The sequence below is a fragment of the Pseudomonas sp. BN417 genome, from assembly GCF_029871205.1.
GTDB lineage: Bacteria > Pseudomonadota > Gammaproteobacteria > Pseudomonadales > Pseudomonadaceae > Metapseudomonas.
In genome coordinates this window covers 15,917-40,465 of record NZ_SSOJ01000166.1, presented here as the reverse complement: position 1 = coordinate 40,465, position 24,549 = coordinate 15,917, and the positions used below count along the sequence as shown (strand labels likewise).

Here is a 24,549-nt window from a genome sequence, read left to right as displayed (position 1 = left end):
GGACGAGCGGCATGGATGCCGCGAGAGGCGTGCGGGGCCATGGATGGCCCCTCACGCCGGGCCTCCGGAGCGGCGATGGAGCGAGGGGACCCGGCGCAGCCGGGCCGGATGTAGGGGCAAGCCTTTTTGGTTTCTTTTTTGGCGACTGAAAAAAGAGACTCGCCGGGAGGCGAAACAGAAACTGCAAGCGGGCTCGAAAAGCCGCTTGGCTCATGACCTTCTAGCAACACTTAATGCAGACATAGCCAATGAATTCGCCCCAACAGCAAAGCACCTGACCGCACGGTTAACCCCCTCTCCCTCCGGAAGAGAGCTGGGGTGAGGGAAGCCTAAGCACGCAGAACGTCTGGCCCCCGTTTTCGTAAGGCCTCAGGCCAGATAGCGCCGCGGCACCCGCGCGGTGACCTTGGTCAGCAGCTCGTAGCCGATGGTGCCGCAGGCCTGGGCCAGTTCGTCGACCGGCAGCTGGGCGCCCCAGAGCTCCACCGGGTCGCCTACCCGGGCTTGCGGCATGTCGCTCAGGTCCACCGCCAGCATGTCCATGGAAACGCGGCCAACCAGGGGTACGCGGCGGCCATTGACCACCACCGGGGTGCCGCTGGGCGCGTGGCGCGGGTAGCCGTCGGCATAGCCGCAGCTGACGGTCCCGATGCGTGACGGTCGGGCCGCCTCCCAGGTGGCGCCGTAGCCCACGCATTCCCCCGCGGCGATCTCACGCACGGCGATCAGTTGGGCACTGAGGCTCATGGCGGGCTTCAGGCCCAGTTCGGCGGCGCTGAGGTCGGCGAAGGGCGAAGCACCGTAGAGCATGATGCCGGGGCGTAGCCAGTCCATGTGGGCGGCGGGGATAGTCAGGATCGCCGCCGAGTTGGCCAGGCTGCGCTGGTCGAAGTCCAGGGTCAGCAGATCGAGGAAGGCCTCCAGCTGCGCTTCGTTGAGTTCGTGGCCGCGAAGGTCGGCGCAGGCGAAGTGGCTGATCAGGTTGAGTTCGGCCACCTGGGCGGCGTCGCGCAGGCGCCCGTGCCAGCGGCGCAGATCGTCCGCGGTGAAACCCAGGCGGTGCATGCCGGAGTCCAGCTTGAGCCAGACGTTCAGCGGCCGCGCCAGCCCGGCAGCGAGCAGGGCTTCGGCCTGTTCCTGTCCCTGCACCACCAGGTCCAGCCCAAGCTGGGCGGCCAGCTGGTACTCGGCCGGCTCGAAGCAGCCTTCCAGCAGCAGTACCCGGGCCTGGTCATCCAGGGCGCGAACCTCGGCGGCCTCTTCCAGGCAAGCCACGGCATAGCCGTCCGCCTCACCGTGCAAGCTGCTGACCACCTCGCGCACGCCATGGCCATAGGCATTCGCCTTGACCACCGCGAAGGCCTGCCGGCCCGGCGCGCAGCGCTTGGCGACGGCGTAATTGTGGCGAATGGCGGAAAGGTCGACGGCGGCGATCAGCGGGCGCATTGCGGCGGGCTCATGAACGAAAACGGGCGCCCATCATACCGCCTGGGCGCCCGCATTCATTGATCTGCAGCTTATTCGTCGTCGAACTGGTAGGCACCCGGCGCGAGGTTCTCGAAGCGCGAGTACTTGCCGAGGAAGGCCAGCCGCGCGGTACCCAGTGGACCGTTACGCTGTTTGCCGATGATGATCTCGGCCACGCCCTTGAACTCGGTCTCGGGGTGGTAAACCTCGTCGCGGTACACGAACAGGATGATGTCGGCGTCCTGCTCGATCGCCCCGGATTCGCGCAGGTCGGAGTTGATCGGGCGCTTGTTCGGGCGCTGTTCGAGTCCCCGGTTCAGCTGGGACAAGGCGATCACCGGGCAGTTGAACTCCTTGGCCAGGGCTTTCAGCGAGCGCGAGATCTCGGAGATCTCGTTCACACGGCTGTCGCCGCTGGAACCGGGAATCTGCATCAGCTGCAGGTAGTCGACCATGATCAGGCCAATCTCGCCGTGCTCGCGCGCCAGGCGGCGGGTACGGGCGCGCATCTCGGAGGGCGAGATGCCAGCAGTGTCATCGATGAACAACTTGCGGTCATTGAGCAAGTTGACTGCGGAAGTCAGGCGCGGCCAATCATCGTCGTCCAGGCGGCCGGCACGGACCTTGGTCTGGTCGATGCGCCCGAGGGACGCGAGCATACGAATCACGATGGATTCGGAGGGCATCTCCAGGGAATACACCAGGATCGCCTTGTCACTGCGCATCAGGGCGTTTTCCACCAGGTTCATCGCGAAGGTGGTCTTACCCATGGACGGACGGCCGGCGACGATGATCATGTCGGCCGGCTGCAGGCCGCTGGTCAGGTTGTCCAGGTCGTTGAAGCCGGTGGAAAGGCCGGTGATGGCATCGCCGTTGTTGAACAGCTCGTCGATGCGGTCGATGGCCTTGACCAGGATGTCGTTGATGCCCACCGGACCGCCGGTCTTGGGCCGCGCCTCGGCGATCTGGAAGATCAGCCGCTCGGCTTCGTCGAGGATCTCTTCCCCGGTCCGCCCCTGGGGCGAATAGGCGCTGTCGGCAATGTCGGTGCTGATGCCGATCAGCTGGCGCAGTGTGGCGCGCTCGCGAATGATCTGGGCGTAGGCCTTGATGTTGGCCACCGACGGGGTGTTCTTCGCCAGTTCGCCGAGGTAGGCCAGGCCACCGACCTGGGGCAACTGCCCTTCCTTGTCCAGTTGCTCGGACAGGGTGACCACATCGAACGGCATGTTGCGCTCGGCCAGCTTGTAGATGGCGCGGAAGATCAGCCGATGATCGTGGCGATAGAAGTCGCCGTCGGACACCTGGTCGAGCACGCGCTCCCAGGCGTTGTTGTCCAGCATCAGGCCCCCGAGGACGGCCTGCTCGGCCTCGATGGAGTGCGGTGGCACTTTCAGGGCGGAGGTTTGCAGGTCGAACTGTTCCGGGACGGAGATATCGTTCATGGGCTCGGAAAAATCTTGGGGTAGAAAGACATCGGGCACGTCATCGCTTTCGCGATGACGTGCCCGATGTTAGCGGCCTTGCGCCTGAGTGCAAGTCCACTCGACGACGTGCGACGAACCTGTCCACGATCTCCTACGAGATCGTGAAAAGGCTCTTAGCCAGCGATCACGATCAGCTTGACGGTCGCTTCGACGTCGGTGTGCAGGTGCAGTGCAACGTCGTACTCGCCAACTTGACGGATGGTGCCGTTCGGCAGGCGGACTTCAGCCTTGGCAACCGGAACGCCGGAGGCGGTCAGGGCGTCAGCGATGTCGTGGGTGCCGATGGAACCGAACAGCTTGCCTTCGTCGCCAGCGCTGGCAGTGATGGTCACTTCCAGTTCGGACAGCTGGGCAGCGCGAGCTTCGGCGTTGGCCTTCTTGTCGGCGGCCTGCTTTTCCAGCTCAGCGCGGCGGGCTTCGAACGCAGCAACGTTCTCGGCGGTAGCAGCGGTGGCCTTGCCTTGCGGCAGCAGGTAGTTACGGCCGTAACCGGCCTTTACATTCACCTTGTCGCCCAGGTTGCCCAGGTTGGCGATTTTTTCGAGCAGGATGACTTCCATTTGAGTCTTACCTCTTAACTTTTAACCTTCACCGTTCGCAGGGCCGGCGCCATTCTTGCGCGCCTTGCGTCCGCGAAAATCAATCAGACTGTCGACTATGGCCAGGACCACCAGCAACGGATAGACCAGTTGCATGAACAGCAGCAGCGACACGTACAACCCCACCAGCCAGAAACCGGCCAGTCCGCCTTGTTTGGCCAGCCCATGCAGCAGGGCCAGCCCGGCGATCGCCAGCGGCACACTGCAGATCGGCGTCAGCATCGCCAGCTCCAGGCCCAGGTTCGGACCCAGCAGCATGGCGGCCAACAGCCCGAAGGCCAGCACCGGCGACAGTTTCAGGGCGCGGAACTCGCCACCGAAACCACCGGGGTTATACAAGGCTGCCTGCCAGTAGCGGCCAAGCATCAGGCTCAGCACGCTGACCAGCTGCAGCAGCGACGCGATCAGGCCGGTCAGGACCGGCGCGATCATGGCTCCCAGGCGCGCTCGCTCGTCATCCGCCAATTGCGAATAGACGCCACCCATCACCTGCGGCATGAGCTTTTCCAGCTCCGCCGCCATGGCGGTAATGGGCTCGCGGAACACCGCGCCCAGCACCAGGCTGTAAAGCAGCCCGAGCGCCACGCTGATCATCAGCACCCGCGTCCAGGACACGCTGGAACGCAACACCAGGGCCAACCCCAGCGCGCCGAGCAACACCATCAGGGTGCGCGGTTCGCCGAAGTACCACCAGCCGAGGGCCGGTAGCAGAGCCCAGGCAAGAATGCCGAGAGCATCGTTCACACCACGCCGCAGCAGCACCAGGCTGCCCGCGGCTGCGCTCAGCCAGAACATCAACGGCAGGGCCGCAGCACCCGCCACCACGAGGATGGCCTGCTTGCGACCGCGCATGATGAACTCAGCCAGAGCGCGCATTGGGTTCTATCCCTTACCTAGTCGACGGTCCGGTCTCAACGACCGTGGCTGTCGGTGTAGGGCAGCAGGGCCAGGTAGCGGGCGCGCTTGATAGCGGTAGCCAGCTGACGCTGATACTTGGCTTTGGTACCGGTGATACGGCTCGGAACGATCTTGCCGGTTTCGGAGACGTAGGCCTTCAGGGTGTTGAGATCCTTGAAGTCGATCTCTTTCACGCCTTCAGCGGTGAAACGGCAGAACTTACGACGACGGAAGAAACGTGCCATGAACTTGGCTCCTCAATAGATCCGTGGATTACTCGTCAGCGTTGTCGCTGTCATCGCCTTCTGCGGCAACGTCAGTCTCAACGCGCTCACGGCGCTCACGGCGCTCGCTGCGGTTTTCCTCGGCCTTGAGCATCTCGGACTGGCCAGTGACGGCTTCGTCGCGACGGATGACCAGGTTGCGGATGACGGCATCGTTGTAGCGGAAGTTGTCTTCCAGCTCGGCCAGGGCCTTGCCGCTGCACTCAACGTTCAGCATCACGTAGTGAGCCTTGTGAACGTTGTTGATGGCGTAGGCCAGCTGACGACGGCCCCAGTCTTCCAGGCGGTGAACCTTGCCACCGTCTTCTTCGATGAGCTTGGTGTAGCGCTCAACCATGCCGCCAACCTGCTCGCTCTGGTCCGGGTGAACCAGGAAGATGATTTCGTAATGACGCATAAATGCTCCTTACGGGTTGTAGCCTGCCAACTTAGTGGTCAGGCAAGGAGTGAATATCTCGTTTTGGCTTGCCGGGGAGAGGGCGCGCAATAGCCTGCCCTCACGGCAAGGGGCGACATTCTAGAGAAGGGCCTGATGCCGCGCAAGGAAGATTGTCGATTATTTGAACAGCTGGAAGCGGGCGTGCGGGGCCCGACCTTGCGTAGAGCCCCGCCCCACCTGAAGACCCCGAATCTCAGGCCTTCAGCTTCCTCTGGCGCACGGCTTCGAACAGGCAGACGCCGGTGGCCACCGAGACATTCAGGCTGCTGACGCTGCCGGCCATGGGCAGCTTGACCAGGTAATCGCAGTGCTCGCGGGTCAGCCGGCGCATGCCCTTGCCTTCGGCCCCCATGACCAGCACGGTAGGGCCGGTCATGTCCTGCTGGTAGACCTCCTGCTCGGCCTCGCCGGCCGTACCGACCACCCAGAGCCCCTTCTTCTGCAGTTTTTCCAAAGTGCGCGAGAGGTTGGTCACCGCCACCAGCGGCATCACTTCCGCCGCGCCACAGGCCACCTTGCGCACCGTGGCATTGAGGGTGGCGGACTTGTCCTTGGGCACAATCACCGCCAGGACCCCGGCAGCATCGGCGGTGCGCAGGCAGGCGCCGAGGTTGTGCGGATCGGTGACTCCATCCAGGGCCAGCAGCAGGGGCGCGCCGGGTGTGCGCTCGAGCAATTCGTCGAGCATGTTCTCGCCCCAGACCTGGCTGGGACTGACTTCGGCCACCACGCCCTGGTGCACGCCTTCAGCCCACTCGTCCAGTTCGTGGCGGTCCTTGTGGCCGACCGCGATGCGGTGCTGCCCAGCCAGGTCTATCAGGACCTGGACACGCGGGTCATGCCGGCTTTCCGCCAGCCACAGCTGCTTCACGCGCTTCGGGTGATGGCGCAGCAGCGCCTCCACGGCATGCACGCCGTAGACCTTTTCCAACTGACTCATTTCTTGACCTTGCTGGTGGGCGCCTTGGGCTTGGGCGGCCCTTTACGGTGTTTCGAGGGTTTGCTGGCGACCTTGGCCTTCGCTGCCTTGGCCTTCTTCTTCGGCGGCTTGGCCTCGACCTTGCCCGGCTTATCCAGGGGCTTCTGCGCCGGTCGGCTGCCCTTGCTGGCCTTGGCTCCCTGCTTGGCTTCGCTGAGCAGGGCCTGCTTGAGGGCGCGGCTCTTGCTCACATCGGTGTTGCCGAGCATCTCCTCGGCCTGGGAGAGCATTTCCGGCGGCACTTCGGGCAGCGCCTGGACCTTGCCGGCGCGATGCCGACGCGGCGCCACAGCGGCCTGGGGTTCATGCCAGGGCTTTTCCTGGGCAGCGCGCGCAGCGGCCTTGGCGCCGCGGCCACGACCCTTGCCGACACGGGGTTCGGCCACGGCCTTGGGCGCTGGCTTCTCCTGCCCGCGCTTCTTGCGGCCCACCGGGGCGCTGAGGACGTTCTCGGACAGCTCGAAGTCGATCTTGCGCTCGTCCAGGTCGACCCGCGCCACCACCACTTCCACCGGATCGCCCAGGCGGAAGCTGCGGCCGCTGCGCTCGCCGGACAGGCGATGGTGGATGGGGTCGAAGTGGTAATAGTCACCCGGCAGCGCGGTGACGTGCACCAGGCCTTCCACATAGATGTCGATCAGCTCGACGAAGATGCCGAAACCGGTCACTGCGGTGATAACGCCCGGGAAAGTCTCGCCCACGCGGTCGCGCATGTACTCGCACTTCAACCAGTTGGTGACGTCGCGGGTGGCTTCGTCGGCGCGGCGCTCGGTCATCGAGCATTGCTCGCCGAGCTGCGCCAGGCGCGCCTCGTCGTAGGGATAGATGCGCGCCTTGGGCATGCTCGCCGCGCCTGCGCGCTGCACGTGGTCGCTGGCCCGCTTGGAGCGGATCAGGCCGCGGATGGCACGGTGCACCAGCAGGTCCGGGTAGCGGCGGATGGGTGAGGTGAAGTGGGTGTAAGCGTCGTAGTTGAGGCCGAAGTGCCCGACGTTATCAGGGCTGTACACCGCCTGGCTGAGGGAACGCAGCATCACCGTCTGGATCAGGTGGAAGTCCGGGCGCTCGCGCACCTTTTCCAGCAGGGCCTGGTAATCGCTGGGGGTCGGCTCGCCCTTGCCGCGATTGAGGGAAAGCCCCAGCTCGGCGAGGAACTGCCGCAGTTTGTCCAGGCGCTCGCTCGGCGGGCCATCGTGGATGCGGTAGAGCGCCGGAATCTCGTGCTGCAAGAGAAGGCGCGCGGTGGCCACGTTGGCGCAGAGCATGCACTCCTCGATCAGCTTGTGGGCGTCATTGCGCTGGGTCGGCAGGATCTCGGAGATCTTGCGGTCGGCGCCGAAGACGATGCGCGTCTCCTGGGTCTCGAAGTCGATGGCGCCACGCACCTGGCGAGCCGCCAACAGCACCTTGTAGAGCTTGTAGAGCTGCTCCAGGGGTTTGACCAGGTTCGGTAGCTGTTCGGCGAACAGCCGGGCCTCGGTGGACTCCGGGGTTTCCAGGAACTGGCTGACCTTGGTGTAGGTGAGCCGTGCATGGGAATGGATGACCGCTTCATAGAACTCGTAGCCGGTGAGCTTGCCGGCGCGGGAGATGGTCATGTCGCAGACCATGGCCAGGCGGTCCACCAGCGGGTTCAGGGAGCAGAGGCCGTTGGACAGCACCTCCGGCAGCATCGGGATGACCTTTTCCGGGAAGTACACCGAGTTGCCGCGATTGGTCGCTTCCTCGTCCAGCGCCGAGCCCACCTTTACATAGTGGGAAACGTCGGCGATGGCGACGATCAGGCGCCAGCCGCCACCCTTGCGGGCTTCTGCATAGACCGCGTCGTCGAAATCGCGGGCGTCCTCGCCGTCGATGGTGACCAGCGGCAGGTCACGCAGGTCGATGCGCTTTTCCTTGTCCTTCTCAGCCACCTCGGGCTTGAGCTTGGCGGCTTCCTTGATCACGGCGGCGGGCCACTCGTGGGGAAGGTCATAGCTGCGCAGGGCGACTTCGATCTCCATGCCCGGCGCCATGTAGTCACCCAGCACCTCCACCACCTCGCCCTGGGCCAGGCGGAAATTGCTTGGCCACTGCTCGATCTTCACCTGGACGAACTGGCCGTGCTTGGCGGCGCCCTGCTTGCCCGCGGCAATCAGCACTTCCTGCTGGATCTTCGGATTGTCCGCGACCACCCGGGCAATGCCGCTTTCCTCGAAGAAGCGGCCAACCAGGGTTTCGTGGGCGCGTGCAATTATTTCCACCAACGCCCCTTCGCGACGACCACGTCGGTCGAGGCCGGCAACTCGCGCCAGCGCGCGGTCACCGTCGAATACCAGGCGCATCTGCGCCGGGCTGAGGAACAGATCGTCGCTGCCGTCATCGGGAATGAGGAAGCCGAAGCCATCGCGGTGGCCACTGATGCGGCCGCAGATCAGGTCGAGCTTGTCGACCGGCGCATAGGTGCCGCGGCGGGTATAGATAAGCTGGCCGTCACGCTCCATGGCGCGGAGGCGGCGACGCAGGGCCTCCAGCTGTTCGTCGGTGGTCAGGCCGAATTCTTCCACCAGCTGTTCCCGGCTGGCAGGCGCACCGCGCTCGTCGAGGCGCTGCAGGATCAGCTCGCGGCTGGGAATGGGGTTCTCGTATTTTTCCGCCTCGCGAGCGGCCTCGGGGTCGAGGTTCTGCCAATCGGCCATTAGAGAGTGATCACCTGTTCATTCATAGTTGGGTTTGCCATATGCCTATTGAAGCGCGAATTCCAATTGTCGGTCAGCTTAGGCTGAAGAATAATTTTTTTCGCGCTCAGGGGTTTACAACACAAAAGTCGGCTCGTATAGTTCGCGCCCACAGCGTCGCTGAGACGTTGTAACCGGAAGCAGATGAGCAATCATCGCATCCAGTGCCCAGGTGGCGGAATTGGTAGACGCACTAGGTTCAGGTCCTAGCGGTGGCAACACCGTGGAAGTTCGAGTCTTCTCCTGGGCACCATTTTCAGAAGCCGAGCCGCACAGCTCGGTTTCGCGTTTAACGGATTGTACGGATCCGTATCGACTACCTCGATGAAGTCCGTATAAGTCGATGAGCGATCATCGCAATGTGCCCAGGTGGCGGAATTGGTAGACGCACTAGGTTCAGGTCCTAGCGGTGGCAACACCGTGGAAGTTCGAGTCTTCTCCTGGGCACCACTCTTCAAACACAAAGCCGAGCTCTGCTCGGCTTTGTGCTTTCTGCATCCCGGCATTCAGCCCCGCCGCCTCGAGTCCACCTAGAGGCCAGGCTTGCGCCCAGCCCCGCCCACGACTGCCGTCTATGCCCTGAACTGCCCGAGGCTGGCCTTGAGCTGATCGGCCAGGCCGGCGAGCACCCGCCCACTGCCGGCAGTCGCAGCCACCGCTTCGGCCGCCAGGCTGGCCTCGGCATGGATCACATCCACCCGGCCACGTACGCCATCGGCCCCGGCCGCCTGCTGCTCGGCCGCGCGGGCCGCCGCCTGCACCGCGCCGTGCACCTGTTCCACCGCCTGCTGCACACCTTGCTGCAGGCGCTCGCTGTCACGCAGCGCCTCCAGTCCCTCGACCGCGCGCTCCCGCGCCTGGGAAATGGCCGCCACCGCCTCGCGCGCTCCCGTTTGCAGAGCGGTGATGTGTTCCTGGATATCGCCGGTGGATTGCTGGGTCTTGCTGGCAAGCGCGCGCACCTCGTCCGCCACCACAGCGAAACCGCGACCGCTCTCCCCTGCCCTGGCCGCCTCGATAGCGGCGTTCAGCGCCAGCAGGTTGGTCTGTTCGGCAATGCCATGGATGACCGACAGCACCATCTCGATCTGCTCGCTCTGCCGCGCCAGCCGCTCGATCACCTCGGAACCGTTCTGAACCCGCGCTTCCAGGTTCTCGATCAGGCCACCCACCTTGCGCGCGATGGCCGCATTGTCCTGCGCGGCCTGGCGGATCTCGCCGACCTGGCGCAAGGTACTCTGCATCGCATGGCTCTCGGCCTGAGCCTCTGCCACCATGCCGGACAATGCATGCAGGCTGCCCTCCACTTCGCTGCGCTGGCGTTGCGCCGCCGCTTCGGCCGACTGGCTGCGCTGGGACAATGCCACGATCTCGACCCCGGTACGCTGCGCCACCTCCCCCGCCTCGCGAACGATGAGCTGCAACTTGTCGACGAAGCGGTTAACCGCGGTGGCCATCTCACCCACCTCGTCGCGACTGTCCAGCTTGACCCGGCGAGTCAGGTCGCCCTCACCGGCGGCCAGGTCATCCAGGGCATCGATCAGCAGCCGCAGACGCACCACCACGCGCCGCCCAAGCACCAGGGCCAGCACCAGCAACGTACCCAGACCGACCAGCGCCAGCCCAAGGCCGATGCGCCAGCGCAACTCGCCCGCTGCCGCCTCCACTGCCTGTCGGGTACCGGCGCTCATGTTGCCGGCCGCCTCGCGCGCCGACTGCAGGCGCGCGGTCAGCGCCGTGCTGCTTTCGCTGGCGGCGCCGGCAAGGCTCTCGCCCACCAGCTCGCCGCCACTGGCGATCAGTGCGGCGAAACGCTGGTCCAACACCTTCAGCTGCTGCTCCACCGAAGCCGTGGACACCCCCATGCGCACCTTGCCGATCTCCACGCCATTGGGACTGATGGAGGCGTCCACCAGGTAGACGGAAGGGTCGCTGGCGGCCGCATTCAACACCTTGTCCAGCGCCCGCTCCCCCTGCCCCTTGGCCAGCAGAGCCTTGATCTGGGGATTTTCGCGATTGAGGTAACGCGTCAGATGTTGACCGGTAGCATCGTCGTAGACCACGAAGAGCACATTGGGATTGCGCTGGGCGCGGCGGGCGAATTCGGAAAGCGTCGGCACGTCGTTGTCCCACATGGCTCGCGGCGCCACGGCAGCGAGCAACTGCGCCAGGTCGTTGGCCGATTCCTTGAGGTTCTGCTCCAGGGTCTGGCGCAGCTGGCCCTGCTCCTGCTGGAGCCGCTCGCTGAGAGAGGCGCCCAGGCGCTCGCGGGTCTTGCCGGAGAGCGCGCTCAGGCTACCGGACACTTCCTGCCCGGCCAGTTCGAGGTCGCCGGCCAGGCGCTGGGTATCACTCCCCAGCCTCACACCCAGCTCATCGACCAGGGAATTCACCGTGCTTCGCGTCAGGGCAACAGCCACCACCACCTGCACCAGCAGGGCCAGCCCCAGGGCGATGAAGACCGGACGCAGCAAACGACTTTGCAACAGGGAGAGGATGGCTGACACGACTTGTGGCTCCTTAACGACCGTTACCGCTGTAACGGCGACAACAGGGATTTATTGAGTACCAGCAAGGCGCGTGCCGATCGGCAGCGTGACATTCACAGCCACAGAAACGACAAAGGGCCGCACTGGGCGGCCCTTTGGGGGAGTCAGGAGACTCAGGCGTAGGGGTGACGCAGGACGATCGTCTCGTTACGGTCAGGACCGGTGGAGATGATATCGATAGGCGCACCCACCAGCTCTTCGACGCGCTGGATGTAGGCGCGGGCGTTGGCCGGCAGTTCTTCCAGGCTCTTGGCGCCGACGGTGGATTCGCTCCAGCCCGGCATTTCCTCGTAGACCGGCTGCAGGCCGATATAGCTGTCGGCGTCGGTCGGCGCATCCACCAGGACCTCGCCATTCTGGTCCTTGTAGCCGGTGCAGATGCGGATGGTCTCCAGACCATCGAGCACGTCGAGCTTGGTCAGGCAGAGGCCGGAGATACTGTTGATCTCGATGGCGCGACGCAGGATCACGGCATCGAACCAGCCGCAGCGACGGGCACGACCGGTGGTGGAGCCGAACTCATGGCCACGCTTGGCCAGGAAGGCACCTGTGTCGTCGAACAGCTCGGTCGGGAACGGGCCGGAACCCACGCGAGTGGTGTAGGCCTTGGTGATGCCGAGGATGTAATCCAGGTACAGCGGGCCGAAACCGGAACCGGTAGCGGTACCGCCGGCAGTGGTGTTCGAGCTGGTGACGTAGGGGTAGGTGCCGTGGTCGATGTCCAGCAGCGAGCCCTGCGCGCCTTCGAACATGATGTAGGCGCCCTGCTTGCGCAGCTGGTGCAGGCGCGCGGCGACGTCGACCATCATCGGCTTGAGCAGCTCGGCGTAGCCCAGGGCCTCGTCCAGGGTTTTCTGGAAGTCGACCGCCGGCTCCTTGTAATAGTGCTGCAGCACGAAGTTGTGGTAGTCCAGCAGCTCGCCCAGCTTGGCCGCGAAGCGTTCGCGGTGGAACAGGTCGCCGATGCGCAGGCCGCGACGGGCGACCTTGTCTTCGTAAGCCGGGCCGATGCCGCGACCGGTGGTGCCGATCTTGGCATCGCCGCGGGCTTTCTCGCGGGCCTGGTCCAGGGCCACGTGGTACGGCAGGATCAGGGTGCAAGCCGGGCTGATGCGCAGGCGCTCGCGCACCGGTACGCCCTTCTCTTCCAGCTTGGTGATTTCACGCAGCAGCGCATCGGGCGCGACCACCACGCCGTTGCCGATCAGGCACTCGACGTTCTCGCGCAGGATGCCGGACGGGATCAGGTGCAGCACGGTCTTCTCGCCGTCGATCACCAGGGTGTGGCCGGCGTTGTGGCCGCCCTGATAACGCACGACGGCGGCAGCCTGGTCGGTCAGCAGATCGACGATCTTGCCTTTACCCTCATCACCCCACTGGGTGCCCAGGACTACGACATTCTTACCCATAACACTTGTCCTCTTCGCAGAAGCTCGATGCCGGCAGCCGCCGGCGGAAAACACGGAAACTCGTTTGTGGCCGGCCATCTGCGCCGACCATGAAGCCACCTTCCTAGGAAAGCGCCGCCACCTGCCAGCGCCCCTCGCGCAGGACCAACTGGCGATCGCAACCGGCCTCCTGCGCGTTCGCCACTTCCTGTCCCGGCAGAGCCTGGACCACGCGCTGGCCATCGGCGCGCAGACGCTTGACCTCGTACCAGAGGTAGGGGTCGTGGCTGTCCGGCACCCAGATGCCGGAGACCGGCTGGTCCAGCGCCATGTTGCCCAGGGTCACCAGGGTCTTCAGGTCGGTGGAGAACCCGGTGGCCGGGCGGGCACGACCGAAGTCGGCACCGATGTCGTCGTAGCGGCCGCCCTGGGCGATGGACTGCCCGACGCCCGGCACGAAGGCGGCGAACACCACCCCGGTGTGATAGTGATAGCCGCGCAGCTCGCCCAGGTCGAAATAGAGCGGCAGCTCGGGGTAACGCAATTCCAGCGCGTCGGCGATGGCGATCAGCTCGTCCAGCGCGACATGCACGTCATTGGGTGCATCCATCAGCACGCCCTGGGCCAGGTCAAGCACCTCGCGGCCGCCGCAGAGTTCGGCCAGGGCGCGGAGCATGGAGGCCAGTTCGTGCGGCAGGTCTTCGGTCAGCTCGGCGACTTCGTCCACCGCCTTGCGCTGCAAGGCGTCGAACAGGCTGCGCTCGACTTCGCCGGAGAGCCCCGCCGCCTTGGCCAGGCCTCGGTAGATGCCGACATGGCCGAGATCCATGTGCACCTCGGGCACAGCGGCGAGCTCGAGCATTTCCAGCATCAGGCTGATGACTTCCACGTCGCTGGCCGGGCTGGCGTCACCGTAGAGCTCGGCACCCAACTGGATCGGACTGCGCGAGGTGGACAGCGCGCGCGGCTTGGCATGCAGCACGCTGCCGGCATAACACAGGCGGTTCGGGCCTTCGCGACGCAGGGTGTGGGCATCGATGCGCGCCACTTGCGGCGTGATGTCGGCGCGGAACCCCATCAGGTGGCCCGACTGCGGGTCGGTCACCTTGAAGGTACGCAGGTCGAGATCCTGGCCTGCGCCAGTCAGCAGCGATTCGAGATATTCAATGTGCGGGGTGACCACGAAGTCGTAGCCCCAACGCTGGAACAGATCCAGCACCTGGCGGCGAGCTGCCTCGATGCGTGCCGCCTCGGGCGGCAGTACTTCTTCGATACCATCTGGCAGCAGCCAGCGATCTACCGTTGCCATTTCGCCAATCCCCTCTCAGCCGGGCGGCAAGCCATCAGTGAAGCAGATACAGGAGGCCGGTCCCCAGCAACATGCTGGACAGGCCCATCAGGCGGAGATGGCGGTCTTTGAACTCCGCCAACCCAAGCACCGCGGCGCGCCAACGGCGCGGATAGAGGAAGGGCAGGATGCCTTCCAGCACCAGCATCAGACAAAAGGCAATGCCGAGTTCCTGCCACATGATTCCCGCGGACGCAAAAAAGCCGGGACTTCCCGGCTGACCCATGATAACACGTTTTCCCTGCCGGTCACCCCGGCGGACGATGAGCGTCCGCCGGAGGGACTGATCAGCGCGCGGCCTTGTCCAGGTAGCGGAAGAACTCGCTGCCCGGATCCAGGACCATCACGTCGCCCTTGTTGGAGAAGCTTTCGCGATAGGCCTGGAGGCTACGGTGGAAGGCGTAGAACTCCTGGTCCTGGCCGTATGCCTTGGCGTAGATGGCAGCCGCCCTGGCATCGCCATCACCACGGGTTTCCTCGGCTTCACGATAGGCTTCGGCGAGGAGTACGCGGCGCTGGCGGTCAGCGTCGGCACGGATGCCTTCAGCCAGTTCCGAACCTTTGGCGCGGTGCTCGCGGGCTTCACGCTCACGCTCGGTGCTCATCCGCTCGAAGACGCTGCGGTTGACTTCCTTGGGCAGGTCGATGGCCTTCACCCGCACATCCACCACTTCGATGCCCAGTTCCTTGTTGGCCATGCGGTTCAGCGCAGCCGTGATGTCCGCCATCAGCGCATCGCGCTCGCCGGACACCACTTCATGGAGGGTCCGCTTGCCGAACTGGTCGCGCAGGCCCGCTTCCAAGCGGCGAGACAGACGCTCGTCGGCGATCTGCTTCATGCCGGAAGTCGCGGTGTAGAAACGCTCGGCATCAGCCACACGCCATTTGGCGAAGGCATCCACCATCACCGCTTTCTTCTCCAGCGTGAGGAAGCGCTGGGTCGGCGAGTCCAGGGTCAGCAGGCGCGCATCGAACTTGCGCACCTGGTTGACGTACGGAATCTTCATATGCAGGCCGGGCTGAACGTCGGCTTCGACGATGCGGCCGAACTGCAGCAGGACCGCCTTCTCGGTCTGCGACACGATGTACAGGCTGCTCCAGACGAGCAGGGCCACCACCACGCCGCCGATCAGGGCGAACAGAGATTTATTGGTCATCAGCGACTCTCCCTGGAACGCAGATTGCGCTGCTGAAGATCGGTGGCGACCCGCGAGCCAAGGTCACTGCCGCTCGCGGAGGCCGATGCGGCCGGAGCCGCCGGGGCGGGGCTGCCGCCACGATTGTCGATCATCTTGTCCAGCGGCAGGTAGAGCAGATTGTTCTGACCCTCCTTGCCGGTCACCAGGACCTTGCTGGTATTGCCGAGGACATCCTGCATTGTCTCCAGGTACAAACGCTGGCGAGTGACCTCGGGCGCCTTGTGGTACTCGGTAAGCAGCTTGCTGAAGCGGTCGGCCTCACCCTCGGCGCGGGCGATCACTTCGTCGCGGTAGCCGTTGGCATCCTCGATGATGCGCTGGGCCTGGCCGCGTGCCTCGGGCACCACGGCGTTGGCGTAGGCCTCGGCCTGGTTCTTGGCGCGCTGTTCGTCTTCGCGAGCACGGATCACGTCGTCGAAGGCTTCCTGCACTTCACGCGGGGCGGCCGCGCTCTGCACGTTGACCTGGGTGACCGTGATACCGGTGCGGTAGTTGTCGAGGAAACGCTGCAGGCGCTCCTTGATCTCGCTGGCCATCAGCTCACGGCCCTCGGTCAGCACCTGGTCCATCTCGGTGGAGCCGACCACATGGCGCAGGGCGCTTTCAGTGGCGTGCTGCAGGCTGACCTCTGGCTCGTCGACGTTCAGCACGAAGTCCTGGAGGTTGCTGATCTTGTACTGGACGGTGAGCGGCACTTCGACGATGTTCTCGTCCTCGGTGAGCATCTGACCCTGCTTGCTATAGGCACGCTCGCGGGTGACGTTCTCCTGGAACTTGCGATCGATCGGCGGGAAGTAGATGTTCAGGCCCGGGCCTACGGTCTCGTAGTACTTGCCGAAGCGCAGCACCACGGCCTGCTCCTGCTCGTCCACCACGTAGACGGCACTGTAAAGCCAGACCACGGCAAGCAGGGCCAGGCCGATGCCGAGCAGGCCGAAACCGCCCGATCTGCCACCACCCTCGTCGCCGCCACGTTTCTTGCCGCTACCGAACAATCCATTCAGGCTGTCCTGCAGCTTGCGGAAGGCCTCGTCCAGGTCCGGTGGCCCTTTGCGGTCGCCACCACGGCGTCCACCCCAGGGGTCCTGGTTATTCGAGTTGCCACCCGGCTCGTTCCAAGCCATAGCGCTCTCCATACTGATAAAGCAAAGACGCGCCCACGGCGCGCCCGCCCATGCTACCCAAGCCCGCGGCCCGCGGCAAAATCACCTAAACGGGCTTTATTGCAAAGTGTGTTGCTCGAGGAACTCGCTCGGCTGCCAGCCTTCGCGACTGACCAGTCGATTCAGCTCGACGCGTGGCAGCCGCACCGCCAGCAGGATATCGCCGGCCTCGTCATGTTCTTCGGTCTGTACCGCACCCAGGGCAAAAAACTGCGCCCGCAGCCGGCCGAAACGCTGCGGCAGGCGCAGGGTGCCGACGAACAGGTCATCGCCCAGCAACTCGGCCACGGCCTGCTCCAGCAGTTCGAGGCCATCGCCGTCGCGCGCCGAGAGCCAGACCCGCTCGGGCTTGCCCTCTTCGTCACGCTGGATATGCGGCTCGACGCTTTCCAGCAGGTCCACCTTGTTGTAGACCTCCAGCATCGGCAGCCCCTCGGCGCCGATCTCGCCCAGCACCGCCAGCACCTGCTCGATCTGCGCCATGCGTTCGGGCTCATGGGCATCGATCACATGCAACAGGAGATCGGCGTTGGCGGACTCTTCAAGGGTAGCCCGGAAGGCCTCGACCAGCTTGTGCGGCAGGTGACGAATGAAGCCCACGGTATCGGCCAGCACTATCGGTCCCAGGTCGTCCAGATCCAGCCGGCGCAAGGTGGGGTCGAGCGTGGCGAACAACTGGTCGGCCGCATAGACCTCGGACGTGGTCAGCGCATTGAACAGGGTGGACTTGCCGGCGTTGGTGTAACCCACCAGGGAGACCACCGGGATATCCGCGCGCTTGCGCCCGCGGCGCGCCTGCTCGCGTTGGCTACGGACCTTCTCCAGGCGTTGCTTGATCTGGCGAATGCGCACGCGCAGCAGGCGGCGGTCGGTTTCCAGCTGGGTTTCACCCGGGCCACGCAGGCCGATACCGCCTTTCTGGCGCTCAAGGTGGGTCCAGCCGCGCACCAGGCGCGTGCTCATGTGATTGAGCTGGGCCAGTTCGACCTGCAGCTTGCCTTCATGGGTACGGGCGCGCTGGGCGAAGATGTCGAGAATCAGACCGGTACGGTCGAGCACCCGACACTCGAAGGCGCGCTCGAGGTTGCGCTCCTGGCTGGGTGTGAGGGTGTGATTGAAGATGACCAGTTCGGCCTTTTCGGCCATGACCAAGTCGTGCAACTCGTCGACCTTGCCGCTACCGATCAGGTACTTGGCCGTTGGCTGGTGACGGGAAACGGAGACGAATGCCACCGTATCCGCACCGGCCGAACGTGCAAGTTCCAAGAACTCCTGCGGGTCTTCGCGCGCCTCGGGATCTTGGCCTTCCAGATGAACCAGGATGGCCCGTTCACCACCACCAGGGCGTTCGAAAAACAATGCAGTCTCCTATCAGGCGTTGCCCGGCTCCGGCTGCTCTTGCTCGGAAGCACTGGGCAGACGTACCGGACGACTCGGTACAACGGTGGAGATGGCGTGTTTGTAGACCATCTGGCTGACTGTGTTCTTCAGCAGGATCACGAACTGGTCGAAGGATTCGATCTGGCCTTGCAGCTTGATGCCGTTGACCAGATAGATGGAAACCGGTACGCGTTCCTTACGCAGGGTATTGAGGTAAGGGTCTTGTAGCGAATGCCCTTTTGACATATGCCGCACTCCTTTAAGGGAAAAATCGTTTTAGTTTTCAAATGAAGAAAGAAGACTGGTACCCACCCTACCCCCAAGGATAGACGGTAACCGGCTCGGTCTCAGCTCAATATGGAGACCGACTTCAGGTATTTCAAGGTACGCGGCAGATTGTCGCAAGCCAGGCTATCCAACCAGTACAGGTCGGACCAACTGCGTAACCAGGTGAACTGTCGCTTGGCGAGTTGGCGGGTGGCAATGATACCCCGTTCCTCCATCTCGGCCCGGGTCAGCCCGCCATCCAGGTAATCCCACACCTGGCGGTAACCGACCGCCCTTATAGACGGCAGTCCTGCATGCAAGTCACTTCTACTGCGCAGCGCTTCGACCTCCTGGATGAAGCCCTGTTCCAGCATCAGGCGAAAACGTTGCGCAATTCTTTCGTGCAACACCTGTCGCTGCGCCGGTGCAATAGCCAGATGCGCGACAGTATAAGGCAAATGCGCCTTACCTGGCGCGTTCCCGGCCAGATTTTGCGCGGCCTGGCGCTGCCGATGGGCGGTCATGGTCAGCCCACTGACCCGATAGACCTCCAGCGCCCGGGTCAGGCGCTGCGGATCGTTGGGATGGATGCGCGCGGCGGATTCCGGGTCCACCGCCGCCAGCTCCCGGTGGAGAGTGTCCCAGCCCTCGCGCGCGGCGCGGGCTTCCAACTCGGCACGCACCTCGGGATCGGCGCTGGGCATGTCCGCCAGACCTTCCAGCAACGCCTTGTAATAAAGCATGGTTCCGCCCACCAGCAGGGGAATCCGCCCTTTGGCGGTGATCTCCGCCATGGCAGCCAGGGCGTCCGCGCGGAATTCGGCGGCCGAGTAGCTCTCGGCCGGGTCGCGGATATCGATCAGGCGATGGGGAAACTCGGCCAGGGTGGCCTTGTCCGGCTTGGCGGTGCCTATGTCCATGCCGCGATAGATCAGCGCAGAATCCACGCTGATCAGCTCGCAAGGCAAGGCTCGCGCCAGCTCCAGGGCCAGGTCAGTCTTGCCGGCGGCGGTGGGGCCCATCAGGAAGATTGCCGGCGGCAGCGGCTTATTCATGCTCAACGACCGCGCAGGAACAGCTTGTCCAGGTCATCCATACCCAGCTGCGTCCAGGTCGGACGCCCATGGTTGCACTGGCCACTGCGTTCGGTGTGTTCCATATCGCGCAGCAGCGCGTTCATCTCCGGCTGGGTCAGCCGGCGGTTGGCACGCACCGCACCGTGGCAGGCCATGGTACCGAGCAACTCGTTCAGGTGGGCCTGGATGCGATCGCTGGTGCCGTATTCCAGCAGGTCGGAGAGCACATCGCGCACCAGTTGCGCAGCCTCGGCCTGCTTCAGCAAGGCCGGGATCTGGCGGATCGCCAGGGTTTCCGGCCCCAGGCGCTGCAACTCGAAGCCCAGGCGGCGGAACCATTCGCCATGTTCTTCGGCGCAGTCGGCCTCGCGCTGGCTGACGGCTATGGACTCCGGCACCAGCAGCGGCTGGCCCTTGAGCCCCTCGCTGGCCATGGCAAGCTTCAGGCGTTCGTAGGTGATGCGTTCGTGGGCGGCATGCATGTCCACCAGCACCAGCCCCTGGGCATTCTCGGCGAGGATATAGATGCCCTTGAGCTGGGCCAGCGCGTAGCCCAACGGCGGCACATCGCCCTGGGACTCGGGCAAGGCCACGGGCGCAGCAGTGGCGGGCAGCGCGGCAAAGAACTCGCGGTAGGCGCCTTGGGCTTCGGCGATCGGTACGCCCGGACCGGGCTGCGGACGTGGTGCCTGGTAGCCACCGCCGACAGATGGGCGCCAGGCCGGTTCGGCTGCGGGTTGCTCCAGCGCGTTGGCCGCCAGGCTCATCTCCGCCTGGGGACCGAACTCGCCAGCCGCGAGACCGGTCGGACGCACCACGGCATCCGTGGAGGCGGGCGCGGCCAACTGGTCTTCCGGGCGAACCTCGCCCAGGGCGCGATGCAGGGTGCCATAGAGGAAGTCGTGAACCATGCGGCTGTCGCGGAAGCGTACTTCGTGCTTGGTCGGGTGCACGTTGACGTCGACCACCGCCGGATCGACCTCGAAAAACAGTACGAAAGTGGGATGCCGGCCGTTGTAGAGCACGTCCCGATAAGCCTGGCGCACGGCATGGGCGACCAACTTGTCGCGCACCATGCGGCCATTCACATAGAAGTACTGCAGGTCAGCCTGGCTACGGGAGAAGGTCGGCAGACCGACCCAGCCCCAGAGGTGCAGGCCGTTGCGCTCCACTTCTATGGGCAGTGCCTGCTCCAGGAAAGCCGGACCGCAGACAGTGGCGACGCGGCGGGCACGGGAAATGGCATCGCGCGCTTCATTCAGCGCGAAGATGGTCTTGCCGTTGTGGCGCAGGTGGAAGGCCACGTCGAAGCGGGCCAGGGCCAGGCGCTTGATGACTTCCTGCAGGTGGTCGAACTCGGTCTTCTCCGCACGCAGGAACTTGCGCCGCGCCGGCGTATTGAAGAACAGGTCACGCACTTCCACCGAGGTACCCACGGGATGAGCCGCGGGTTGCACCCGGGCTTCCATGTCACGACCTTCGGTCTCCACCTGCCAGGCCTGCTCGGCATCGGCCGTGCGTGAGGTCATGGTCAGGCGCGCCACCGAGCTGATGGAGGCCAGCGCCTCACCCCGGAAGCCCAGGCTCAACACCCGTTCCAGGTCTTCGAGGTCGCGAATCTTGCTGGTGGCATGGCGAGCCAATGCCAGCGGCAGGTCGTCCGCCGGAATGCCGCCGCCATCGTCACGCACCCGCAGCAGCTTGATGCCGCCCTGTTCCACCTCGACGTCGATGCGCCGGGCGCCAGCGTCCAGGCTGTTCTCGAGCAGTTCCTTGATGACCGAGGCGGGACGCTCGACCACTTCACCGGCGGCGATCTGGTTCGCCAGCCGCGGGCTCAGCAGCTGGATGCGCGGCAATTCGCTCATGGCTGGGCCGCCAGGGTCGCAGCGGGGATATTCAGGGTCTGCCCGACCTTGATGTTGTCGTCCTTCATCGAGTTGGCGCTGCGCAGGGCCGCCATGCTCACCTCATAGCGCTGGGCGATCAGCGCCAGGCTCTCGCCGGACGTCACCACATGCTCGCGCGGGCCGATGGCAATCTTGCCCTGGTCACGCAGCCAGGCGATGTAAGTACCGGGCGGCGGATTCTGCTGGAAGAACTGCTTGATACCGGTCTGGATCGAACGCGCCAGCGCCTGCTGGTGACTCGGCGAGGCCAGTTTCTGGGATTCGTTGTGGTTGGAGATGAAGCCGGTTTCCACCAGGATCGATGGGATGTCCGGCGACTTCAACACCATGAAGCCGGCCTGCTCCACCCGACGCTTGTGCAGCGGGGTGACGCGGCTGACGTTGCTCAGTACCTTCTGCCCGACGTTCAGGCTGGAGGACAGGGTCGCGGTCATCGACAGGTCCAGCAGCACGCCGGCGAGCATGCGGTCCTTGTCGTCCAGGCTGACGCTGCCGACACCGCCGATCAGGTCGGAGCGGTTCTCGTTGTCGGCCAACCAGCGCGCGGTTTCCGAGGTGGCGCCACGGTCGGACAGGGCGAACACCGAAGCACCGAAGGCGCTGCGGCTGGGCGCGGCATCGGCATGGATGGAGACGAAGAGGTCGGCGCCCTTCTTGCGGGCGATCTCGGTGCGCTTGCGCAGCGGGATGAAGTAGTCGCCAGTACGCACCAGCTCACCGCGGAAGCCCTTCTCCCGGCTGATCTGGCGCTGCAGTTCCTTGGCGATCGCCAGGGTCACGTTCTTCTCGTGCTGGCCCTTCGGCCCGAGGGCACCCGGGTCCTCGCCACCATGGCCGGCGTCGATGGCGACCACGATGTCGCGCTTGCCACCCGGCACCGGCGGCAGCTTGCTGGGCGCGGGCTGGGTCGGGGTCACGGGGGCCTGGGGCGTGGTGGGCGCGGTCGCTACCTTGGGCGCGCTGGCCTCATTGGCGGCCGCTTCCTGGTCGAACAGGTCCACCACCAGCCGGTTGCCATATTGCTGGTTGGGCGCCAGGGCGAAGCTCTTGGGCGTCACGGCGGCGGAAACGTCGATCACCACGCGCAGGTCGGTGGGTGTGCGCTGGGCGGAGCGCACGCTGGTGATTGGCGTATTGCTGAGGGACAGCTGCTCCAGCTTGGTCGAGAGCTGGGCGCCGTTGATATCGATGACGATGCGGTTGGGTGCCGTCAGCGTGAACACGGAGTGCTGGACCGGACCGGACAGGTCGAAGACCAGGCGCGTATTGTCCGGCGCGCGCCAGAGCCGCACCCCGCGAACCTCCGCGGCAGCCAGGACATCAGCGGCGAACGCCGCAAGCAGAACCCCAATCCCGGCAAACAGTGCGCGCGAGCGCATACCCCACCCCATCTTTTTTTCATGCTCCCAAGGCCAGGGCGGCACACCATGCCTCGCCGCGCTCGGTGTGTGGCGACAACCGCAGCGAACGGCCGCCCGCTTGCGGCGTAATGTTAATGTCCAGGTCGGCCTTTGGCAAAATGCCTGCGCCCCGCTGGGGCCACTCGATCAGGCACAGGGCGTCGCCTTCGAAGTAGTCGCGGATGCCCAGAAACTCCAATTCCTCCGGGTCGGCGAGGCGGTACAGATCGAAATGGAAGGCGCGTTTGTCACCAATTTCGTAGGGTTCGACCAGGGTGAAGGTGGGGCTCTTCACCGACCCGGTATGGCCCAGACCACGCAGGATGCCGCGAGACAGCGTGGTCTTGCCCGCCCCCAGATCGCCATGCAGGTAGAGAATGCCGCGACCTCCGGTCAGGGTGGCAAGGCGGGCGCCGAGGGCCAGCATGGCCTCCTCGCCTTCGGCATGCAGGATCACTTCAGGCAAGGCGAGAACTCCTCGAGCAACTGACGAATGGTCGGAATCAGGTCACTGGCTGCCAGCCCACGGCCCTGCCGGGCCAGGCTTTCGCCGGCGCCCGCATGCAGCCAGACGGCCAGGCTGGTGGCGGCGAAGTCGTCCATCCCCTGGGCCATCAGGGCGCCTATCAGCCCGGCGAGTACATCGCCGAGCCCGGCCCCCGCCATAACGGGATGGCCACGATCACAGAGGGCAAGGCGGCCGTCCGCTGCCGCCACCAGGCTGCCGGCGCCCTTGAGCAGGACCACGGCATTGAATTTGCGCGCCAGGCCCAAGGCGGCCCGCGGTCTGTCGGCCTGCACCTCGGCGGTCGGGATACCCAGTAGGCGTGCGGCTTCGCCCGGATGCGGGGTGATCACACAGCCAGCGGGAAGCCGGACCTGCTCAAAGGCCAGCAGGTTCAGGGCATCGGCATCCCAGACCTGCGGCACCGCCAGGCCAGCCACGGCGCTGAGCAGGCTGCGGCCCCAGGCGGCCTGGCCGAGCCCGGGCCCCACCACTAGAACATCGGCCTTTTCCGCCAGTCCCAGCAGCTGGTTGGCGGAACTCACCCCGGCGCACATCACCTCCGGAAGGCGCGCCAGCGAAGCCGCCACATGCTCCGGACGGGTCGCCAGGGACACCAGGCCGGCGCCGCCGCGCAGCGCGCTTTCCGCCGACAGCAGCGACGCACCGCCCAGGCCACGGTCGCCTCCCACCACCAGCAGGTGCCCGAACATGCCCTTGTGCGCGGTACGCGGGCGCGGCGCCAGACGCTGCAAGCTGCCGACGGCCATGCGTTCGGCCAACCGCGGCGTCGCCGCCACCAGGCCGGGATCGGCCTGGAGATCGTCGAACATCAGCTCACCCACCTGGTTCGGCGCATCGGCGGTGAACAGGCCCAGCTTCAGGCCGATGAAGGTCATCGTCAGGTCCGCGCGCACCGCCACGCCCAGTACGCGGCCCGTGTCGGCACAGAGCCCGGACGGGATGTCGACGGCCAGCACCGGCAAGCCACTGGCATTGAGCAGGCGAATGGCCTGGGCATAGGGCTCACGCACGGCGCCGGACAGCCCGGTGCCCAGCAGGGCATCCACCACCACGCCTTCGAGGGCCGCGCACTCGCTCCAGGGCTGGATGACAATACCGGCGGCAATCGCCTCGTCCCGCGCCAGTGCCGCGTCGCCCGTCAGCGCGTCAGCCGCACCGACGGCCAGGATCTTCACCCGCCAGCCGGCGCGCTGGGCCAGCGCGGCCACCAGGTAGCCGTCCCCGGCATTGTTGCCACGCCCGGCCAGCACGCTGACACAGCCGGCCTCCGGCCAGCGGCGGCGCAAGGCGCGCCAGGCGGCATGGGCGGCGCGCTGCATCAGCTCGAATCCCGGAGTGCCGGCGGCAATCAGGCGGGCGTCAAGGTCACGCACCTGGTCGGCGGAATGGAGCGAAAGGGGCAGGTCGTCGCGAGAAGGCAGCATCGGATTCGGTTACGGCAGCAAGGTCTGGCAGAATTATATCCACCTCG

Annotated in this window: 21 protein-coding genes and 2 tRNA genes; 2 read left to right on the top strand and 21 right to left on the bottom strand. The window is 65.2% G+C overall.

The annotated features are described in order from the left end of the window. Positions 1–369: 369 nt before the first annotated feature. From alr to rnr, 8 genes are all read right to left on the bottom strand, one after another. Positions 370–1,446 carry an alanine racemase gene (alr, locus tag E8F11_RS29760; RefSeq protein ID WP_280292512.1) on the bottom strand — a complete coding sequence of 359 codons (1,077 nt, stop codon included), beginning with the start codon at positions 1,444–1,446 and terminating at the stop codon, positions 370–372. Between the two features lie 71 nt (positions 1,447–1,517). Beyond that, entirely contained in the window at positions 1,518–2,912 is a 1,395-nt protein-coding gene (gene dnaB, locus E8F11_RS29755; protein WP_280292511.1) for a replicative DNA helicase, read from the bottom strand. Positions 2,913–3,067: 155 nt separating this feature from the next. Then, entirely contained in the window at positions 3,068–3,514 is a 447-nt protein-coding gene (rplI, locus tag E8F11_RS29750; RefSeq protein ID WP_280292510.1) for a 50S ribosomal protein L9, read from the bottom strand. 21 nt (positions 3,515–3,535) lie between these two features. Continuing rightward, positions 3,536–4,429: a hypothetical protein gene (locus tag E8F11_RS29745; RefSeq protein WP_280292509.1), complete on the bottom strand. Its 894-nt coding sequence runs from the start codon at positions 4,427–4,429 to the stop codon at positions 3,536–3,538. A gap of 35 nt (positions 4,430–4,464) precedes the next feature. After that, positions 4,465–4,695, bottom strand: a complete 231-nt coding sequence (gene rpsR / locus E8F11_RS29740) for a 30S ribosomal protein S18 (RefSeq protein WP_016495030.1) — start codon at positions 4,693–4,695, stop codon at positions 4,465–4,467. 28 nt (positions 4,696–4,723) lie between these two features. Beyond that, positions 4,724–5,131 (bottom strand): 30S ribosomal protein S6, encoded by a 408-nt coding sequence (rpsF, locus tag E8F11_RS29735; RefSeq protein WP_280292508.1) that lies wholly within the window; start codon positions 5,129–5,131, stop codon positions 4,724–4,726. 235 nt (positions 5,132–5,366) lie between these two features. Next, positions 5,367–6,113, bottom strand: a complete 747-nt coding sequence (gene rlmB / locus E8F11_RS29730) for a 23S rRNA (guanosine(2251)-2'-O)-methyltransferase RlmB (RefSeq protein ID WP_280292507.1) — start codon at positions 6,111–6,113, stop codon at positions 5,367–5,369. Then, on the bottom strand, positions 6,110–8,830 hold the full coding sequence (gene rnr / locus E8F11_RS29725; RefSeq protein ID WP_280292506.1) for a ribonuclease R: 2,721 nt from the start codon (positions 8,828–8,830) through the stop codon (positions 6,110–6,112). The genes rlmB and rnr overlap by 4 nt, the downstream gene beginning before the upstream one ends. Positions 8,831–9,035: 205 nt before the next feature. Between rnr and E8F11_RS29720 the strand changes: the two genes are divergently transcribed. Both E8F11_RS29720 and E8F11_RS29715 read left to right on the top strand, forming a co-directional pair. After that, a tRNA-Leu gene (locus tag E8F11_RS29720) sits at positions 9,036–9,122 on the top strand. A 110-nt stretch (positions 9,123–9,232) separates the two neighbouring features. Then, positions 9,233–9,319, top strand: a tRNA-Leu gene (locus E8F11_RS29715). A gap of 122 nt (positions 9,320–9,441) precedes the next feature. Here E8F11_RS29715 and E8F11_RS29710 read toward each other — a convergent pair. The 13 genes from E8F11_RS29710 to E8F11_RS29650 form a co-directional block, all read right to left on the bottom strand. Continuing rightward, on the bottom strand, positions 9,442–11,376 hold the full coding sequence (locus tag E8F11_RS29710) for a methyl-accepting chemotaxis protein (protein WP_280292505.1): 1,935 nt from the start codon (positions 11,374–11,376) through the stop codon (positions 9,442–9,444). 155 nt (positions 11,377–11,531) lie between these two features. Continuing rightward, positions 11,532–12,827: an adenylosuccinate synthase gene (locus E8F11_RS29705; RefSeq protein ID WP_280292504.1), complete on the bottom strand. Its 1,296-nt coding sequence runs from the start codon at positions 12,825–12,827 to the stop codon at positions 11,532–11,534. A gap of 103 nt (positions 12,828–12,930) precedes the next feature. Then, positions 12,931–14,115: an ATP phosphoribosyltransferase regulatory subunit gene (locus tag E8F11_RS29700; protein ID WP_280292503.1), complete on the bottom strand. Its 1,185-nt coding sequence runs from the start codon at positions 14,113–14,115 to the stop codon at positions 12,931–12,933. Between the two features lie 34 nt (positions 14,116–14,149). Continuing rightward, the gene (locus E8F11_RS29695) at positions 14,150–14,335 is read right to left on the bottom strand and encodes a DUF2065 family protein (protein ID WP_003453007.1); all 186 of its coding nucleotides are present in this window, start codon (positions 14,333–14,335) and stop codon (positions 14,150–14,152) included. A 106-nt stretch (positions 14,336–14,441) separates the two neighbouring features. Next, entirely contained in the window at positions 14,442–15,311 is an 870-nt protein-coding gene (gene hflC / locus E8F11_RS29690) for a protease modulator HflC (protein WP_280292502.1), read from the bottom strand. Then, the gene (gene hflK / locus E8F11_RS29685; RefSeq protein WP_280292501.1) at positions 15,311–16,477 is read right to left on the bottom strand and encodes an FtsH protease activity modulator HflK; all 1,167 of its coding nucleotides are present in this window, start codon (positions 16,475–16,477) and stop codon (positions 15,311–15,313) included. Before hflK ends, hflC begins: the two co-directional genes overlap by 1 nt. Before the next feature lie 96 nt (positions 16,478–16,573). Continuing rightward, positions 16,574–17,875 (bottom strand): ribosome rescue GTPase HflX, encoded by a 1,302-nt coding sequence (gene hflX / locus E8F11_RS29680; RefSeq protein ID WP_280292500.1) that lies wholly within the window; start codon positions 17,873–17,875, stop codon positions 16,574–16,576. Between the two features lie 12 nt (positions 17,876–17,887). Next, positions 17,888–18,142, bottom strand: a complete 255-nt coding sequence (gene hfq, locus E8F11_RS29675; protein ID WP_003453015.1) for an RNA chaperone Hfq — start codon at positions 18,140–18,142, stop codon at positions 17,888–17,890. A 101-nt stretch (positions 18,143–18,243) separates the two neighbouring features. After that, positions 18,244–19,218 (bottom strand): tRNA (adenosine(37)-N6)-dimethylallyltransferase MiaA, encoded by a 975-nt coding sequence (gene miaA, locus E8F11_RS29670; RefSeq protein WP_280292499.1) that lies wholly within the window; start codon positions 19,216–19,218, stop codon positions 18,244–18,246. Positions 19,219–19,220: 2 nt separating this feature from the next. Next, positions 19,221–21,107, bottom strand: coding sequence for a DNA mismatch repair endonuclease MutL (gene mutL / locus E8F11_RS29665; protein WP_280292498.1), 1,887 nt, complete (start codon positions 21,105–21,107; stop codon positions 19,221–19,223). Next, the gene (locus E8F11_RS29660) at positions 21,104–22,540 is read right to left on the bottom strand and encodes an N-acetylmuramoyl-L-alanine amidase (RefSeq protein ID WP_280292497.1); all 1,437 of its coding nucleotides are present in this window, start codon (positions 22,538–22,540) and stop codon (positions 21,104–21,106) included. The genes mutL and E8F11_RS29660 overlap by 4 nt, the downstream gene beginning before the upstream one ends. Positions 22,541–22,547: 7 nt before the next feature. Further along, complete coding sequence (tsaE, locus tag E8F11_RS29655; protein ID WP_280292496.1) at positions 22,548–23,015, bottom strand: tRNA (adenosine(37)-N6)-threonylcarbamoyltransferase complex ATPase subunit type 1 TsaE; 468 nt, start codon at positions 23,013–23,015, stop codon at positions 22,548–22,550. Continuing rightward, on the bottom strand, positions 23,003–24,502 hold the full coding sequence (locus E8F11_RS29650) for an NAD(P)H-hydrate dehydratase (protein ID WP_280292495.1): 1,500 nt from the start codon (positions 24,500–24,502) through the stop codon (positions 23,003–23,005). The genes tsaE and E8F11_RS29650 overlap by 13 nt, the downstream gene beginning before the upstream one ends. Positions 24,503–24,549 lie beyond the last annotated feature (47 nt).